At 68.2% G+C, this 15,319-nt stretch carries 18 protein-coding genes; all 18 read left to right on the forward strand.

Annotated features, from left to right (window positions below; genetic code table 11):
• Window positions 1-10 precede the first annotated feature (10 nt).
• The gene (locus tag L3Q65_RS46075; RefSeq protein WP_237598474.1) at window positions 11-499 is read left to right on the forward strand and encodes a phage terminase small subunit P27 family; all 489 of its coding nucleotides are present in this window, start codon (window positions 11-13) and stop codon (window positions 497-499) included.
• Window positions 462-2,285, forward strand: coding sequence for a terminase large subunit (locus tag L3Q65_RS46080; RefSeq protein ID WP_237598475.1), 1,824 nt, complete (start codon window positions 462-464; stop codon window positions 2,283-2,285). The genes L3Q65_RS46075 and L3Q65_RS46080 overlap by 38 nt, the downstream gene beginning before the upstream one ends.
• Window positions 2,282-3,775: a phage portal protein gene (locus tag L3Q65_RS46085; protein WP_237598476.1), complete on the forward strand. Its 1,494-nt coding sequence runs from the start codon at window positions 2,282-2,284 to the stop codon at window positions 3,773-3,775. The genes L3Q65_RS46080 and L3Q65_RS46085 overlap by 4 nt, the downstream gene beginning before the upstream one ends.
• Window positions 3,750-4,772 carry a hypothetical protein gene (locus L3Q65_RS46090; RefSeq protein WP_237598477.1) on the forward strand — a complete coding sequence of 341 codons (1,023 nt, stop codon included), beginning with the start codon at window positions 3,750-3,752 and terminating at the stop codon, window positions 4,770-4,772. Before L3Q65_RS46085 ends, L3Q65_RS46090 begins: the two co-directional genes overlap by 26 nt.
• Before the next feature lie 448 nt (window positions 4,773-5,220).
• A complete protein-coding gene (locus tag L3Q65_RS46095; protein ID WP_237598478.1) occupies window positions 5,221-5,646 on the forward strand; it encodes a hypothetical protein in 426 nt (141 codons plus the stop codon).
• 16 nt (window positions 5,647-5,662) lie between these two features.
• Complete coding sequence (locus tag L3Q65_RS46100; protein WP_237598479.1) at window positions 5,663-6,070, forward strand: head decoration protein; 408 nt, start codon at window positions 5,663-5,665, stop codon at window positions 6,068-6,070.
• 14 nt (window positions 6,071-6,084) lie between these two features.
• Window positions 6,085-7,104 carry a major capsid protein gene (locus L3Q65_RS46105; protein ID WP_237598480.1) on the forward strand — a complete coding sequence of 340 codons (1,020 nt, stop codon included), beginning with the start codon at window positions 6,085-6,087 and terminating at the stop codon, window positions 7,102-7,104.
• Window positions 7,105-7,116: 12 nt separating this feature from the next.
• Window positions 7,117-7,482, forward strand: coding sequence for a hypothetical protein (locus L3Q65_RS46110; protein ID WP_237598481.1), 366 nt, complete (start codon window positions 7,117-7,119; stop codon window positions 7,480-7,482).
• A gap of 6 nt (window positions 7,483-7,488) precedes the next feature.
• Entirely contained in the window at window positions 7,489-7,875 is a 387-nt protein-coding gene (locus L3Q65_RS46115; protein ID WP_237598482.1) for a hypothetical protein, read from the forward strand.
• Window positions 7,876-7,888: 13 nt separating this feature from the next.
• Entirely contained in the window at window positions 7,889-8,167 is a 279-nt protein-coding gene (locus L3Q65_RS46120) for a hypothetical protein (protein WP_237598483.1), read from the forward strand.
• Window positions 8,142-8,435: a hypothetical protein gene (locus L3Q65_RS46125; protein ID WP_237598484.1), complete on the forward strand. Its 294-nt coding sequence runs from the start codon at window positions 8,142-8,144 to the stop codon at window positions 8,433-8,435. The genes L3Q65_RS46120 and L3Q65_RS46125 overlap by 26 nt, the downstream gene beginning before the upstream one ends.
• Before the next feature lie 13 nt (window positions 8,436-8,448).
• Window positions 8,449-8,775: a hypothetical protein gene (locus L3Q65_RS46130; protein ID WP_237598485.1), complete on the forward strand. Its 327-nt coding sequence runs from the start codon at window positions 8,449-8,451 to the stop codon at window positions 8,773-8,775.
• A 6-nt stretch (window positions 8,776-8,781) separates the two neighbouring features.
• A complete protein-coding gene (locus L3Q65_RS46135; RefSeq protein ID WP_237598486.1) occupies window positions 8,782-9,093 on the forward strand; it encodes an HK97 gp10 family phage protein in 312 nt (103 codons plus the stop codon).
• A gap of 2 nt (window positions 9,094-9,095) precedes the next feature.
• Window positions 9,096-9,530 carry a hypothetical protein gene (locus L3Q65_RS46140; RefSeq protein WP_237598487.1) on the forward strand — a complete coding sequence of 145 codons (435 nt, stop codon included), beginning with the start codon at window positions 9,096-9,098 and terminating at the stop codon, window positions 9,528-9,530.
• Window positions 9,531-9,667: 137 nt separating this feature from the next.
• A complete protein-coding gene (locus L3Q65_RS46145) occupies window positions 9,668-10,225 on the forward strand; it encodes a hypothetical protein (RefSeq protein ID WP_237598488.1) in 558 nt (185 codons plus the stop codon).
• Between the two features lie 20 nt (window positions 10,226-10,245).
• A complete protein-coding gene (locus tag L3Q65_RS46150) occupies window positions 10,246-10,677 on the forward strand; it encodes a hypothetical protein (RefSeq protein ID WP_237598489.1) in 432 nt (143 codons plus the stop codon).
• Window positions 10,678-10,706: 29 nt separating this feature from the next.
• Complete coding sequence (locus L3Q65_RS46155; protein ID WP_237598490.1) at window positions 10,707-11,180, forward strand: hypothetical protein; 474 nt, start codon at window positions 10,707-10,709, stop codon at window positions 11,178-11,180.
• 16 nt (window positions 11,181-11,196) lie between these two features.
• A complete protein-coding gene (locus L3Q65_RS46160; RefSeq protein ID WP_237598491.1) occupies window positions 11,197-15,315 on the forward strand; it encodes a phage tail tape measure protein in 4,119 nt (1,372 codons plus the stop codon).
• Window positions 15,316-15,319: the final 4 nt, after the last annotated feature.

Consider the following 15,319-nt stretch of genomic DNA (forward strand, 5'->3'; position numbering starts at 1 on the left):
GGTGACCGCTGTGGGCACCACTGGCCGGCCGAAGAAGCCGACGAACCTCGCTGTCCTGCACGGCGACCGCAAGGACCGCATCAACACCGCGGAGCCGAAGCCATCCGAGTTGGCCGTTGAGCCGCCGTCGTGGCTCGGCGAGCAGGCCGTCGAGGTCTGGCAGCACCTCGCCCCCGACCTGAAAGCCAAGGGCGTGCTCACCGCCTGGGACTGCGAGGCGTTCGCCGCCTGGTGCGACGCCGTCGTCCGCCGCCGCCATGCCTCGAAGCAGGTGCAGACCCAAGGCGAGGTCATCAAGCTGCCGGTGTTCAACAAGAACGGCGAGCAGACCGGATACCGGCTCGGGAAGAACCCGTGGCAGCAGATCCTCGACGCCGCGGACGCCCAGATGCAGAAGTACGCCGCCCGCTTCGGGCTCACCCCGAGCGACAGGGCCGGCCTGTCCATCGGGGAGGCCAGGCGTGACCCGAACGACGACCTCCTCAGCGGCACCGGATAGCAGCGTCGACCCGTTCGACGTCGAAGCCCGCTGGCGGCCCGACGACCCAACCGGCCCGGAATGCGGCTACACGTTCCGCGGCAAGCAATGCCCGAAGTCCGGCGCGCACTACTGCGAGCCCCGCGCGGACAAGGTCGTCACGTTCTTCGCCGGCCTGCTCGTCCACGTGAAGGGCCCGCTCGTCAGGACCCCGTTCCGGCTCCTGGACTGGCAAGAGTTCGAGATCATCCGGCCGCTTTTCGGGGAAGTGCAGTGGTCGAGCGAGTGGGGCACGTACGCGCGCCGCTACCGCATCGCGTACATCATCGTCGCCCGCAAGAACGGCAAGAGCGAGATCGCGGCGGCGATCCAGTTGTACATGCTCGTCGGCGACGACGAGGAATCCGCCGAGGTGTACTGCGCTGCGTCGGACACCAAGCAGGCCGGGAAAGTGTTCGAGCCCGCGCTGCGGATGGTGCAGCTGTCGCCGGTGTTGTCGAAGCGCGTCAAGCACATCAAGAACGCGCGCCGGCTGGTGTACGAAGCCACGGGCTCGCATTACGAGATCCTCACCGCCGACGCGGAAGGCGAGTTGGGCCACAACCCGCATGCTTTCAACCTCGACGAGGTGCTGTCACAGCCCGACGGGTCGATGTGGGAAGCCATGACCACGGCGGCCGGCGCGCGGCTGCAGGAACTGATGTACGCCACGACGACCGAAACCGACGACGACTCCTCGTTCGGCGCGGACCTGATCGACGAGGCGGAGAAGACCCAGGACGACCCGAGCCGGGCGCCGCACGTATTCAGCTTCGTGCGGAAGCTGCCGCACTCGCAGGACGAACTCGAGCGGCTGTGGGCGCGGTTCCCCGGACACCCGCACCTGCCGGTCAGCACCGACCCGTTCGACGAACGGAACTGGAAGTGGCCGAACCCGGCCCTCGACCAGTTCAAGTCCCGGGATGCGTTGCGGCGGCAAGCGCTCGACGCGAAGAACGACCCGGCGAAGGAAAACGGGTTCAAACAGTTCCAGGTCAACCAACGGGTGCAGCAGAAGTTCCGGTGGATGCCGATGCACCTGTACCGGGCCAGCGGCGGCGACGCCAACGATGTCTGGCTGCGCCCGGACTACCATCGCGACCGGCTCCTCGGTCGGCAGGCGTGGGCCGGAATGGACCTCGCTTCGCACTCCGACCTGACCGCCTGGTGCACGCTGATCCCGGAAGACCAGTGGGTGCACGCGTTGTGGCGGTTCTGGATCCCGGAGCCCGCGCTGAAGGACCTGGACAAGAAGAACGACGGCAAGTTCTCCCGATGGGTCAAGGAGGGCTGGATCGTCGCGACCGAAGGCCCGATCGTCGACTACGAGCGGCTCTACAGCGACGTCGCCGAGGAACTGGCCGACTTCGACTTCGCCGCGGCGGACGCGGACAAATGGTCCGCGCCGCCGGTGATCCAGCGCATCGAGAACGAAACCGGGTTCTGGAACATCGAGTCCTACTCGAACAACTTCCAGTCGATGACGCTCGGCATGAACGAGCTGATGGGGCTCGTGAAGAAGGGCCGTCTGCTGCACCACGGGAACCCGGTCGCTGAGTTCTGCTTCGACAACGTCGAGGTGCGGAAAGCCCCGTACGACCCGGACCTGATCCGACCGGACAAGCCCGCCCGTGACCGGACCGGGCGCCGGATCGATGCGGTGCCGGCGGCGACGATGGCGTGCAACGCGATGCTCCGCGCGCCGGCCGAGGACGAAGAACCGCAGAAAGCCCAGATTGTCGTGTCGAGCCGAGGGAGGTCTGCGTGAAGCTTTCCGACCTCTCCCCGAAGCAGTGGTACGACCGGCTCGCCGCCAAGGCTGGCCGCCAGCGCGAGAAGGCGCTCGGCTGGTGGCAGTACATGGATCTGGAGCAGCCGCTCATCTACGTGGCGCGGATCCTCGCCGAGCAGGATGACCGGTTCCCGCCGCTGCTGCTGCCATGGCCGGAACTGGTTGTCGAGACCGTGGTCGAGCGGATGAAGCTCGAAGACTTCCTCCTCACCAATGAGGAATCGGTCGACGATCTCGGGAAGTGGTGGGCAGCGAACGACATGCCCACGCAGTCGCCGGAGGCGTGGGAGGCGGCCAGTACTGGCGGCGAGCACTTTTTCATGGTCGGTCCGGACGGTCCCGGCGACATGCCGATGCTGACGACCGAGTACGCCGACCAAGTCGCCTGCGAACTCGATCCGCGGACTCGGCAACCAATCGCCGGGCTGAAGCTGTGGCATGAGGAGCTGAGCGACAGTTCGCAAGAGTTGAATGGCGCGCTGTACCTGCCGAAGTGGCCAGGGGTCACCGATCGTCGGTTCGGCCGCGGCATGGTGCACGAGTTCGTGAACGGCGAACTGGTCGCTTCGAGCGACCTCGGCGAGTGGTCGGCGACGATCGCGAACGACAAGAGCTTGCCGTCGGTGCCCTTCGTGCCGATCCTCACGAAACCCCGCCGCGGCGAAGGCCGCTCGGACCTCTTCGCGTTGAAACCGCTCGTGGACGGCGCGAACCAGTTCGCGACCAACATGATGGCAGCCGGCGAGCACCACGCGGTCAGCCGGAAGTATGCAGTCGGCGTGTCGCAAAAGGACTTCGTCGACGAGAACGGGAACCAGATCCCCCTGTGGAAGGTCGCCATGGGCGACGTCTGGGCGGTTCCTCATCCGAAGCGCGACAACCGGAACGACAACCCGCTGCCGGTGCAGATCGGCCAGTTCTCCGCCTCGGACCTGCGCAACTTCCACGAGAGCCTCAAGGTTCTCGCGCAGTTCACGGCCTCGAAGTACGGGATGCCTCCGGCGATGATGGGCTACAGCTCGGACAACCCGCCGAGCGCTGAGTCGATCATGTACTCGCTGGAGCGGCTGATCTTGCGCACAGAGGCGCACCACACCTGGTACGGCGGTTCCGCGCGGCGGGCCGCGCAAATCTCGTGGGCGATCATGGACAACGATCCTCAGGCGATCGCCGGGATGACTCCGAAGTGGAAGTCCGCGGCGATGCCGACGATCGCGTCCGCGATGGACGCGGCCGTGAAGGGCGTGCAGGGCGGCATCTTCGACGCCGAAGAAGCGTGGGACATCCTCAGTTTCTCGCCCCAGCGGCAAAAGCGTCTCCGCGAACGGATGGCCGGTCGGCAGGCCACCTTCCAGCGGACCGCGCTGAACCTGCGGAACATCGACGTCGGCTCCGCCGCCGGTGTCGACCAGGGTGCGGCGAACGGCGTGGGAGTCGGCAATGGCGCTGCCGCCGTCGGCGCGTGACATCGTCCAGCCCTACGCCGACAACCAGACCGCGCTGACGCAGGAAGCGCTCGCCCAACTGCAGAAGGCCAGTGCCGCGGGCGCGACCGACCCGGAACGGTGGCGCAACGCGATCGCCGACGTCGCTGAGACGCTGCTCGCTCTGCAAGTGGCGATGGTCGAGGGTGCTGACGACTATGTGACCGCGCTTCTCGAGGAACAGGGCGCGCGGATCCTGCCCGGCCCGGGTGTGGACGCCGAAGGCTTCGCCGACATGACCGACGGCGGCGGGTCGTGGCTGAAGAACCTGGTCTACGCGCCGATCTCGGTGGCGAAGGCTGCGCCGAACATCGGCGTTGACGAAGCTCGGCGGCACGCGGACCTGGTCGCTCTGTCGATCGTGGCGTCCGGCATGCAAGACGCCGGACGCGCCGCGGTCACCGCCGCCGGCGTCAGTTTCGGTGCCAACCGGTACGTGCGGATGCTCAACGGCAAGACGTGCGCTCGCTGCGCGGTGCTCGCCGGCCGCGTGTACAAGGTGAGCGCGTTCAAGCGGCACGACCGGTGCGACTGCAAGAACGTCCCGACCGTCGAGGACATCGCCGACGACTGGCGCACCGACCCCAAGGCGTATTTCCGGTCGCTGTCCACAGAGGACCAGGACCGGATTTTCGGCGAGGCTGGCGCGCAGGCGATCCGGGACGGCGCGGACATCAGCCAGATCGTCAACGCGTATGAGGGCGTGACCACGGTGACCGCGTACGGCCGCGAAGTCCAGGCAACCACGGTCGGGACGACGAAAAGGGCGCTGTTCGGCGGTTACGAGATCCGTGCGGACGGCTCGCTGCGGAAACGCACGGACGCCGAACTGGAGAAGCGGCCGGGCAAACGGTACCGGTACGCGAAAGCCCCGCGGTTGCTGCCCGACGAGATCTACGCCCTCGCCGAGGAATTCGGTTGGGGACGCGAGGAGATCCTCGGCCAGCTGCGCCGGTTCGCCTACCTGCTGCCCTGGTGAAACTTCCCCGTGCCGCGACGGCGCGGGAGAGCACGACCCCGACCGGCGCGCGATGCGCCGAGCGGGCTTTCCCACCCGGTCCGTCCGCGCGACGCGGCGCGACCAGCCCACCCCGATGGAGGACCGCGCGATGCGGAACACCACCCTGCCCACCCACCCGAGCATCGTCGACCCGCGGACGGGCGATCCGCTGCGTGCTGTCGGCATCGTCGGGGGCCGCCCCGTGTGGCCGATCATGGGAGCGTCCGGCCCGATTACCGGCGGAGGCCAACCCGCCACCCCGCCAGCAGCGTCACCCGCGACGGGGACGCCTGTGCCGCCCGCACCCAACCCGCCTGCTGCTGGAGCTCCGGCCCCGTCGGCGGCTCCTCCCGTCCCCGCTCCGCCGGCCGCTGGTGCGACGCCTCAGCCGAACGACCAGGGAGACCAGCCCCTCGGGCCTGCTGGGATGCGGGCTCTCGAGGCCGAACGCCAGCGCGCCGAGGAGCTCACGCGGCAGCTCGCCGCGGCGAACCAGAAGGTCACCGAGTTCGAGCAGGCCGGGATGAACGACCTGCAGAAGGCTCAGGCCGAACGCGACACCGCAGTCACTGATCGGGACACCGCCCAAAGGGACCTGGCCCGCTACAAAGCGGCCGTCGAGCACGGCGTGCCGAAGGACTACCTGCACATGCTCACTGCGACCGACGACGCCACGCTCAAGCAGCAGGCGGCAACGGTGCAGGAGCTTCTCGCGCAGGTCAACGGAGGGCAGACACCTCCGCCTCCGGCACCGCTGCCCGGGCAGGGCACGCCGCAGACGCCCACCGCACCGACACTCACAGCCGGTGCGGCGCTCTACAAGTCGCCCTACCAGAACAACCAGAACACCTGATCCCGGAAGGGGAATCATGGACCTCAGCATCAAGACTGAGGCGTTCCAGCAGGACGACCAGTCCTGGCTGGGGTCGGCGCACGGCACTCAGTCCGCGCGCACGGTCACCCTCGACGCCTCGGCCTTCACCGCCGGAACCCACTACCCGAACGGATTCATTCCGTCGGGCACCGTGCTCGCGTACATCGCGGGCAGCACCACGAAGCTCGGCCCGTACGACCCGTCGAACTCCACGACCGAGCCGGGCGTCGCCGTCGGGTTCCTCTTCACCGCGGTGAAAGTCCCGGCCGACACCAGCAAGCCCGTCGGCGCGGCGCTGCTGACCCACTGCCGGGTCCGCACCGCCAAGCTTCCGTTCCAGTCCGGCAAGGGATCGCTCGACGCCAACGGCAAGGCCGATCTCAAGCTCGCCGAGTTCGTCTGAGAGGGGTGACGTAAATGCTGATCAACACCGACTACATCACCCCGGTCGAGCTGACGGGGTACGTCCGCGCCGCGTTCGCGGACCTGCAGGTCAACCAGTTCACGCTGAGCCAGTACCTGCCGAACCAGCTGGTCGACGACCTCGACTTCCGGCTCTCCCGCGGCGGTGCCGGGCTCGTCGAGGCCGGCGAGTTCCGGACCTACGACGCCGAGTCGCCGATCGGTTCCCGGCCGGGCATCGCGCGGATCTCCGGCGAACTGCCGCCGCTGTCGCGGAAGATCCGGCAGGGCGAGTACGACCGGCTCCGGCAGCGGAAGCTCAACGACGCGATCCGTCAGGCCATCCTGAACGACGCGCTTTCCATGACGCGTGCGCTGTCGGCCCGGATGGAACTCGCCCGCGGCGACGCGCTCGTCAACGGCTCCGTCACGATCAACGAGAACGGCCTGAACGGGTTCGTCGTCGACTTCGGACGCAAGGCGAGCCACTCCGTCACCGCCGCGACGCTGTGGAGCAACACGGCTTCGGCTACCCCGGTCACGGACATGATGTCCTGGCGCGACACCTACGTCGCGACCAACGGCACGGAGCCGGGCATCGCGGTCACGTCGCGGCGGGTCATCGCGTACCTGATGCAGAACGCCCAATTCCGGAACCTCGTGTTCCCGGGCGCGAACCAGCCGTCGCTGGTGACGCAGCAGATGCTGCAGGACGCGCTCGCCGCGTTCGGTCTCCCGCCGATCCGGGTCTACGACGCGCAGGTGTCGGTGAACAAGACCGCGCAGCGGGTCATCCCGGACGACCGGTTCCTGTTCCTGCCACCGGACTCCGGTGACACCCAGCTCGGCCGCACCATGTGGGGCACGACCGCGGAGTCGCTCGAGGCGGAGTTCGGGCTGTCGGGGAACGAGCCGGGCATGGTCGCCGGCGTGTACACCGAGAAGGACCCGGTGGCGCTGTGGACGAAGGCAGCCGCGATCGGCCTGCCGGTCCTGGCGAACCCGGACCTGTCGTTCGTCGCGGACGTGGCGTAGGAGGCGGCTGGCATGGCTGAGCTGCAGAGCTACGTGCACGTGGCGGACGAGGAGGGACGGCACGGCGTGTTCGGGCCGGGCGACGAGGTTCCGGACTGGGCGGCCGCGCGCGTCACCAACCCGAAGGCGTGGGTCGACGGCGTGCTGCCCGTGGTCGCCGAGCCGGAGCCGTCCGACCCCGGCGAGTCGGACCAGTCCGATGCGGACGGTCTCGTCGAGCCGCCTCGGTCCGGCAAGGGTTCCGGCCTCGACGCGTGGCGCGCCTACGCGGAGAAGCTGGAGTGGTTCGACGAGATCCCCGCGGACGCGACCCGCGAGGACATCATCGCGAGCATCGACGCCGAACGCGCCGAGCGCGAGAAGAAGACCGGGGAGTGATGTCTGGTGGCCACGTCGTCGTACGCCACGGCCGTTGACGTGGCCACCAGTCTCGCCGTCACGTTCACGGCGGCAGAGACCGCTCAGGCGGACAGCCTGCTCCGCTACGTCTCCGCGATCATGCGGAAACGCGTGCCGGGCCTGGAGACGGCGATCTCGTCGGGCGAGATCGAGTCCGACCTCGCCGAGGGTGTGTGCGTCAGCGTCGTGAAGCAGGCGATCACCGTGAAGCCCGGCGTGAAGTCCGAGGCGCATCCCGAGTACACGATCGTTTTCCAGGACGCCGCCGACGCTGCCCTCGACCTGACAGCCGGCCAGATCGAGCTGCTGACTCCGACTGCGGACGACGCGGCGCATCAGCGCGGCAAAGCGTTCTCCGTCCACCCCGGATAGAAGGACCACGCGAATGTCCGACGACACTCTGATCGAGCCGACCACGGTCGAGCTGTACGGCACCGACGGCCGCATCTACCACACGGCGGCCGGGAGCGAGTTCGCCGAGAACGGCCTGAAGGACGGCACGCTCACCGCGGAGCCGCCCGCGCAGGCCGACACCACTGAACCGGCACAGGGCGAGGAGGCGACCCCGAATGCCCCCGAAGTACCCCCAGCTGGTGACGCTGCGAAATCCGGGAAGCGGTCCGGGAACCGTGGACCCGGTGACGGGGGCAACCCGCCCGCCTGACCCGGTCGACACCGTGTCGCCCGCGCGGCTGTCGCAGAAGTCGGTGATGGATCTGGGTTCGCAGACGGAGATCGCCGGGCAGCAGACGACGGTGGTGTCCGCGTGGACGGTCTTGGTGCCGCCGGACAAACCGCTCACCTCGGCGACGATCGTCATCGACGAATCCGGCGCGCAGTACGCGATCGAGGGCGACGTCGCGCGGCGCCCGAACCATCGCCCGCAATTCCTCGCCGCGTCCGCGCGGTTCGTATCCGACATGCAGCAGTAGGAGGGGTGTGGCGATGGCCGCAACCGCGAAAACCGTGTCCTCGGTGGGGTATCAGTCCGTGCTCACGGACCCGACGCCGACCGCGATGGACAACGTCAACGGCAACAGTTTCGTCAACGGCGGGAAGCTGTGGCTCCGCATCACCGCGCCCGCGGGCGGCGGCACGGTGCAGGTCGCGTTCAAGGACAAGGTGGACGGGCAGGTCGTCACGCCGAAGACGTACACGTTCAGCGCGAACCAGGTCGGCGTGATCGGCGGCTGGCCGATCAACCTCTACGGCTCGACCCTGATCGCGACCCCGTCCGCGACCGGGTTCACCGTCGCCGCGTTCAGCCTGTAGGCGATCGTGGCCGCGTCGATCCGCGTCACGGTCTACCCGGACCAGGCGGTCGCCGAGGCGCGCCGCCTGTCCACTCCGGACCGGGTCGAGATCGCGCACCAGATCGCCGGGGACGCGCAGGCCGCGGCACCAGTGCTGACCGGTGCGTACCGGGACGGGATCGGCGTCGAGGTGTCCGGCGACCAAGTGTCCGTTGTGGACAATGACCCGGACAGCTTCTACAAGGAGTACGGCACGTCGGACACCCCGGCACACGCCGTGCTCACCAACGCCGCGAAGGCGTACGGGAAGTACACCGGCTATCAGCCGCGGAGGTGACCGTGACCGCTCCCGTGCTCCCGCACCTCGCCGGACTGGCCCGCGCGCTACTGCTCGCCGACCCCGCGTTCGTCGCGCTCGCTCCGGGCGGGCTGGCGTCGGCCGCGCCCGCCGATGTGACGCGGCCGTTCGCGGTCATGCTGACGTCGGTCACGCCGATCAACGCTGCCGCAGGCGCATACCGCGCGGATCTCGCGATCAACGGGTGCGCGTCGGCTGCGTTCGACGGAAAGCAGCCGCTCACCGCGGCGTGGGACATCGCGGCACGGGCCGCCGCGCTGTTCGCGACCGTCCGGAACGGACAGTACGAGCAGGTGCGGTACTCGGCTCGTGTCACGGACGGTCCGATGGAGATGCCGATCGACAAATCCCGCGGCACCGCCACCCCGGTGTTCGGCGTGCAGGTTCGCGCGGAGCTGACGCTTCACGCCCACTGACCCCCGGCCCGCCGTTGGGGTGGGGCGCCCTGCGCGGCGGGCCGGGCCCTTTTCCGCGAACTGCCCCGGAACCTCTTGCAGGGTGCCCCTTTCCGTAACCAGACCCCGCAGCGTGCGGGACTACAGCAGGAGGACGAATGTCCGACTACGCGAGCCCGTCCAAGACGCGGCTCTGGCTCGACGGCGACGCGTTCCGCGCTCCCGCCGGTACGGCGCTCCCGGCCGACATTTTCGCGAGCGCACTCGCCGGCTGGGACGCGTTCGGTGGCATCAAGGCGGGTTTCTCCCGGGAGACGTCGCAGGACAACACCAACCTCACGATCTGGAACAAGAAGGGCACCTACCGGCAGAAGAAGGGCGAGAAGACCGAGACGATCAAGCTCCGTCCGGTCGACGTCTCGAAGGCCACTGCCCTGACTCTGCTGCAGGGCGGGTCCATCGCCGAAACCTCGACCGGATCCGGGATCTGGGAATGGATCGAGGGCACCGACGAAAACTTCGCGTTCATCTGCCGGGTGCAGGACGGCAGCGAGTGGAAGGCCTTCTACCTCAAGAAGTCCACACTCGCGAACAAGCCGCCGGAAACCATGGACGGCGAAGACCTCGAAGGCTGGGACATCGAAATCATCGACCTCGTCCCCGACGACGGCAGCCTGTCCATCCGCAAGTTCACCTCGAGCAACCCGCTCGCCTGACCCGCACCGAGGAGTAGAGCATGACGCAGGGCGCCCCCCGTACCACTCGCAAGACCGCTTCGAAGGCGGACCAGTCGTTCGACCTCAACAACTGGCTCTCCGCCCGCGGACTCGTCGGCACTCGCACCCTCACTGTCGACGGAGTCGAATTCGAGATCGACCGTGCTGCGACTCCGGAACAGGTCACGGCGCACAGCGAAGCGCGTGCGAAGGGCGACGTCCTCGGCGCGATCGCGGCCCTGCTCGCCGACGAAGGGCGCGAGGACGACTTCCGCGAAGCCTTCAACCGGCAGCGTCAGCCGCTGACCGGTGACGACGAGAGTGCTTACCTCACCGCGATTCTCGACTTCGTTCTGACGGGCGACCCGGAGTACACGCCGAAGTTGCGCGCGAAGCAGGCCGAGGAAGGTGCGGACGCCGAGGATGCTGCGGGGGAATCCTCGGCGTCCTGACCGCGGTCGCCGGACCGTGGTGGGACGCCGTGCTCACCGACTTCCACCAGTACTTCCAGCAAGATCTCCGCACTGCATGGCGAACGATGCCCGCAGCCGATTTGGCCGCGCATGTGCGCCGCCTCGTCCGGATCCCGCAGTCCGCGCTCGCTGACTTCCTCAGCGACGGCGAGGCTGCTTGGGGACCGCACGAGGAGAACACGGCGCGACTCCTCGAAGCCCAGGAGTACGCGCTGCAGCTGAAGTGGAACGACCGCACCATCGACCCGGATGATCCGGAACTGCGCAAGGAACGCGCGATCGCGAAACGGGAGGGGCGCAAGCCGCCGCCGTTCCCGATGATCCCGCCGAGCGCGCTCCGGCCGCCGAAGCTCGCGCAGGCCCGCGTCGACGCGTATCTCGCCGAAGTGCAGCGCTACCAGAACCCGCCGAAACCCGAACCGCAAATGATCACACTCGACGAGTTCGAGCGTGCCAGGGGAATCGTCACCGAACACCAGTAGCCACGGGGGTGATCACGTGGCCGGTGGGAAGATCGACATCCTTGTCGAGCCGGACACGCGTGGCTTCCCCGAGAAGCTCGGCGGGAAGCTCCGGTCGGCGGCGGGCCCGCTCGGGACTGTCGCGAAAGGACTGGGGCTCGCGGTCGCCGCGGGCACCGCCGTTGCAGCTGTCGGGCTGAAGAAGGCCATCGACATTGGCATCGAGTACCAGTCGAGCCTGAACGAACTGCAGGCCGTCAGCCACGCGACCGGCGAGCAGATGGCGCTCGTCGGGGACACCGCGAAGCGTCTCGGCGCCGACATGGACCTCCCGGCCACGTCGGCGGCGGACGCCGCGGCGGCGATGACCGAGCTGGCCAAGGGTGGGCTCAGCGTTGACCAGGCGATGACCGCGGCCAAAGGCACGCTGCAGTTGGCGGCCGCGGCTCAGGTCGATGCGGCCAGCGCCGCCGAGATCCAGAGCCAGGCGCTCAATGCGTTCGGGCTCAGCGCGGACCAGGCCGGGCATGTCGCCGACGTGCTCGCCAACTCGGCGAACGCCGCGTCCGGCGAGATCACCGACTTCGCGCAGGCGATGCAGCAAGTCGGCGCGGTGGCGCATCAGTTCGGGCTGTCGATCGACGAAACCTCGACCGCGCTCAGCCTGTTCGCGAACGCGGGCATCAAGGGCTCCGACGCTGGCACGCTGCTGAAGAGCGCACTACTCGCACTGGCGAACCCGTCGAAGCCCGCGCAGAAAGCCATCGAGCAGCTCGGCCTCAAGGTCTACGACGCGCAAGGCAAGTTCGTCGGCCTGAAGTCGCTGTTCGAGCAGCTGCACACGGCATCCGAGAAGATGACGGACGCCCAGTACCAGCAGGCCACCGCGACCGTGTTCGGGTCGGACGCCGTCCGGCTCGCCGGCGTCGCCGCGGGCGTGACCGCGGACCAGTGGGACCAGATGGCCTCCGCGGTCAGCAAATCCGGTGGTGCCGCGGACGTTGCTGCCGCGAAGACCAAGGGCCTCGGCGGCGCCATCGAGGGTTTCAAGAGCCAGCTCGAAACGACGGCGATCGACATTTTCGAGTCGATCGGGCCGCCGCTCGAGTCCGCGGTGCGCATGGGCGCGGACGCGGTCTCGAAGTACGGGCCGGTCGTGTCCGACGGTCTCGCTAGCTTGGTGAAGCAGGCGTCCGACGCGGGCAAGGAATTCGGGCCCGGGATCGCGAAGGGCGTCCAGTCCGGCGCGGGCGAGGTTGCGTCGGCAGCGGACCGGCTGCTGAAGCCGTTCGTCGACCCGGCGAAGGCGCTCGGCGCGCGCGGTCTCGAGGTCGGCAAGACGATCGTCGGCGGGTTCGTCGATGTGGCGCGGCAGGCTGTCGACGTCGCGGAGCCTCTCGCGCGGGGTGCGGCGAAGATCGGTCAGGGTTTCGCGACTGCGGGCGGTCCGATCGGCGCGGCGCGGGAAGCGCTCGAACTCGGCTATGACGCGGCGAAGCTCGTGCTCAAGATCGTGCAGCCGCTGGCTGAGGGTGTCGGCGAACTGGCGCAGTTCTTCGGCGGCCTGCCGGGCCCGATCCAGACTGCCGCGGTCGCGCTGCTCGCGCTGAAGGTCGGTCCGTCGATCATCGGATCGCTCAAGGATCGGTTCTCCAGCCTCGGCGGCGAAGCCGATGGTGCGTCGCGGAAAGTAGGTCTTGTCGGATCCGCGATCGGCACGATCACCGCGCCGGTTCGGGCGGTCGCGTCCGGGCTCGGGTCTGCGGTGTCGACGATCCGGCAGTTCGGTGATGAAGCTGCTGCGCAACGAGCGATCGCGCAGTCCACCAGCGGGTACCTGAGCTTGCAGGCCAAGGGGTTCCGGTCCGTCGCGAGCGAAGCCGCCGCGTCGGGCCAATCGGTCGGGCGACTCGGTTCGTACATGGCGGCGTTCAACAGTTCGACGATCCCGGCCGTCGCAGCGACACGCGGGTTTGTGGAGCAGACCCGCGCTATCCGTGACGGCGCGGCCGCGGCGGGTACACCGATCAGCACGATGGGTGCCGCGATGGGCACGATCGTCGAGCGGTCGTCGGCGCTGTCGGCTGCGCGTGCCGCGTTCGACAATGCCTCGGGTGGCGCGGAGCGGTTCGGAAAGGTCGCTGGCGTCGCGGCGGCGGGCGGGAGCCTTCTCAAGTCCGCGGCGTCCGGGATCATGGGAGTTCTCGGCGGACCGTGGGGCTTGGCGCTTGCGGGCGCGAGTGTGGTGTTGTCGCTGTTCTCGAAGAAGCAGGAGGAGGCGGCGCAGAAGGCTGCGGCGTACAAGCAGAAGGTCGACGAGCTGACCAACGCGTACAAGCAGTCGGGCGGCGCGATTGACCAGTCGGTCATCAGCACGAACAACAAAGCGTTGGCGGACAAGAATGTCGCCGAGAACGCGAAGATCGCCGGGAGCAGTTTCGCGCTGTATGCGGCGGCTGCGAACGGAAACAAGACAGCGCTCGACGAGGTCGCGAAGGCGTCGGACGGTGTGATCGACCGGATCTCGCGGCAGGCTGGCCTGAACGACAAGCAAATCCAGGGCCTGCAAGGCATCAACCATGAACTGCTGAACAACGGTGGTGCGTACGCCGATGTAGAGTCGAAGGTCAAGGCGCTCTCGTCGAGCACCGTCGCGGCAGGCAAGGCCGGTTCGGTCGCGTCGAGCAAGTTTTCCGACGAGCAGCAGGCGCTGATCACGCACATTCTGGACGGCACGGGCGCGCTCGGCGAGCAGATCAAAGCGAACCGGGACGCGCAGGCGACGTTCGAGTTGCTGGCGTCGGCTGAGGCTGGCGTGTCGACGGAGACGGTGAAGCTGTACGAGGCGCAGCAGCGTCAGGCGCAGGCTTCACTGTCGGCGGCCGATGCAAACCTGGCGTACAAGGATGCCCTGGCGCAGTTGAAGTCCGCCCAGCAGGATGCGTCGAACGCGCTCAAGGAACACGGCGCGAACAGCGAGGAGTACTCGGCGGCTGCCCGTGCCGAGGAGCATGCGATCTTGAACGTGATCGCGGCGAAACGACAGGAGGCGACGGCCAACAGCAAGGCCAGCAGCGACATCCTGAAGCAGCAGGACGGGCTCGCCGCGGCGAACGCTGAGGCGGTTCGGCTGGCCGGGACGTATAAGGACCGGATACCGGACGCGCTCCGCACCTACATCGCGGGCTTGGACGCGACGAGCGCGGCAGCGGCGGGGTTGCACGTCAGCTTCAACGATCTCGGTGAGGCGGTGTACAAGCTCCCGGACGGCAAGGAAATCAAGGTCGATGCGAATGTCGTTGCGGCGCAGTCGGCGATCGACAAGCTGCCGGAGTACGCCGCGGGCGTGAAGGGCGTCATGCCGGTCGACGCGAACGTCGATCCGGCGACCGGCAAGGTGAACGCGACGGTTCAGTACGCGGACGGCTCGCTCGGCGTGATGACGGTCGACGCGAACAAGGACCCGGCCACCGGACAGATCATGGTTGCCGTCCAGTACGCCAACGGCGTGCGCGGGTACATGACGGTGGACGCGTTCAACCAAGCCGCGAAGGACAAAACGATCCAGGTCGTCAGGTTCGCGGACGGCAGCGTCGGCGTCATTCAGGTCGACGCGAAAACCGGCGCGGCCGAGGCAGCGATCAACTATGCGGCACGTCCCCGCGAGTCGATCATCCGAGTGAAGACAGTCGGCGGCGGCGTCCAGAACATGCCGGTCGGATACCGGCCCGCGGGCGGCATGGCGATGGAAGCCGCTGGCGGGATTCTGAAGACGTACGCCGCTGGCGGGTTCGAGCGGCTGCGGCCGATGCGCGCTGGTCTCGCGGACATCGTTCCGCCGAACACGTGGCGGGTCATCGGCGACCGGGTGCGGGACGACGAGGCGTACATCCCTATCAACCGATCCAGTCGTTCGCTCGCGCTGCTCGAGGAGACCGCGAGGCGCATGGGATTCGCGTTGCTGCGCCGGTACGCCACGGGCGGGATCGCGGCACAAACCATGGGCAGCAGTGCGTCCACGGCAGGGTTTTCCGGGCCGTTGCAGATTTCCGGATCGCTGAACATCGGCGGCGTGCTGGTGCCGCTTATCGACGCGCGGATCGAGGCGGCGGACCACGCGTCCGGCGCGGAGTTCGCCCGCGGCCGCAGAACTTAGGAGG

It is taken from the genome of Amycolatopsis sp. FU40 (assembly GCF_021903635.1).
In the GTDB taxonomy this organism is placed as follows: Bacteria; Actinomycetota; Actinomycetes; order Mycobacteriales; family Pseudonocardiaceae; genus Amycolatopsis; species Amycolatopsis dendrobii.

Excerpts from the sequence above, each read along its gene's own strand:
- L3Q65_RS46090 (WP_237598477.1), top strand. The coding sequence starts at position 3,750 with ATGGCGCTGCCGCCGTCGGCGCGTGACATCGTCCAGCCCTACGCCGAC.
- L3Q65_RS46095 (WP_237598478.1), top strand. The coding sequence starts at position 5,221 with ATGCGGGCTCTCGAGGCCGAACGCCAGCGCGCCGAGGAGCTCACGCGG.
- L3Q65_RS46100 (WP_237598479.1), top strand. The coding sequence starts at position 5,663 with ATGGACCTCAGCATCAAGACTGAGGCGTTCCAGCAGGACGACCAGTCC.
- L3Q65_RS46105 (WP_237598480.1), top strand. The coding sequence starts at position 6,085 with ATGCTGATCAACACCGACTACATCACCCCGGTCGAGCTGACGGGGTAC.
- L3Q65_RS46110 (WP_237598481.1), top strand. The coding sequence starts at position 7,117 with ATGGCTGAGCTGCAGAGCTACGTGCACGTGGCGGACGAGGAGGGACGG.
- L3Q65_RS46120 (WP_237598483.1), top strand. The coding sequence starts at position 7,889 with ATGTCCGACGACACTCTGATCGAGCCGACCACGGTCGAGCTGTACGGC.
- L3Q65_RS46130 (WP_237598485.1), top strand. The coding sequence starts at position 8,449 with ATGGCCGCAACCGCGAAAACCGTGTCCTCGGTGGGGTATCAGTCCGTG.
- L3Q65_RS46145 (WP_237598488.1), top strand. The coding sequence starts at position 9,668 with ATGTCCGACTACGCGAGCCCGTCCAAGACGCGGCTCTGGCTCGACGGC.
- L3Q65_RS46150 (WP_237598489.1), top strand. The coding sequence starts at position 10,246 with ATGACGCAGGGCGCCCCCCGTACCACTCGCAAGACCGCTTCGAAGGCG.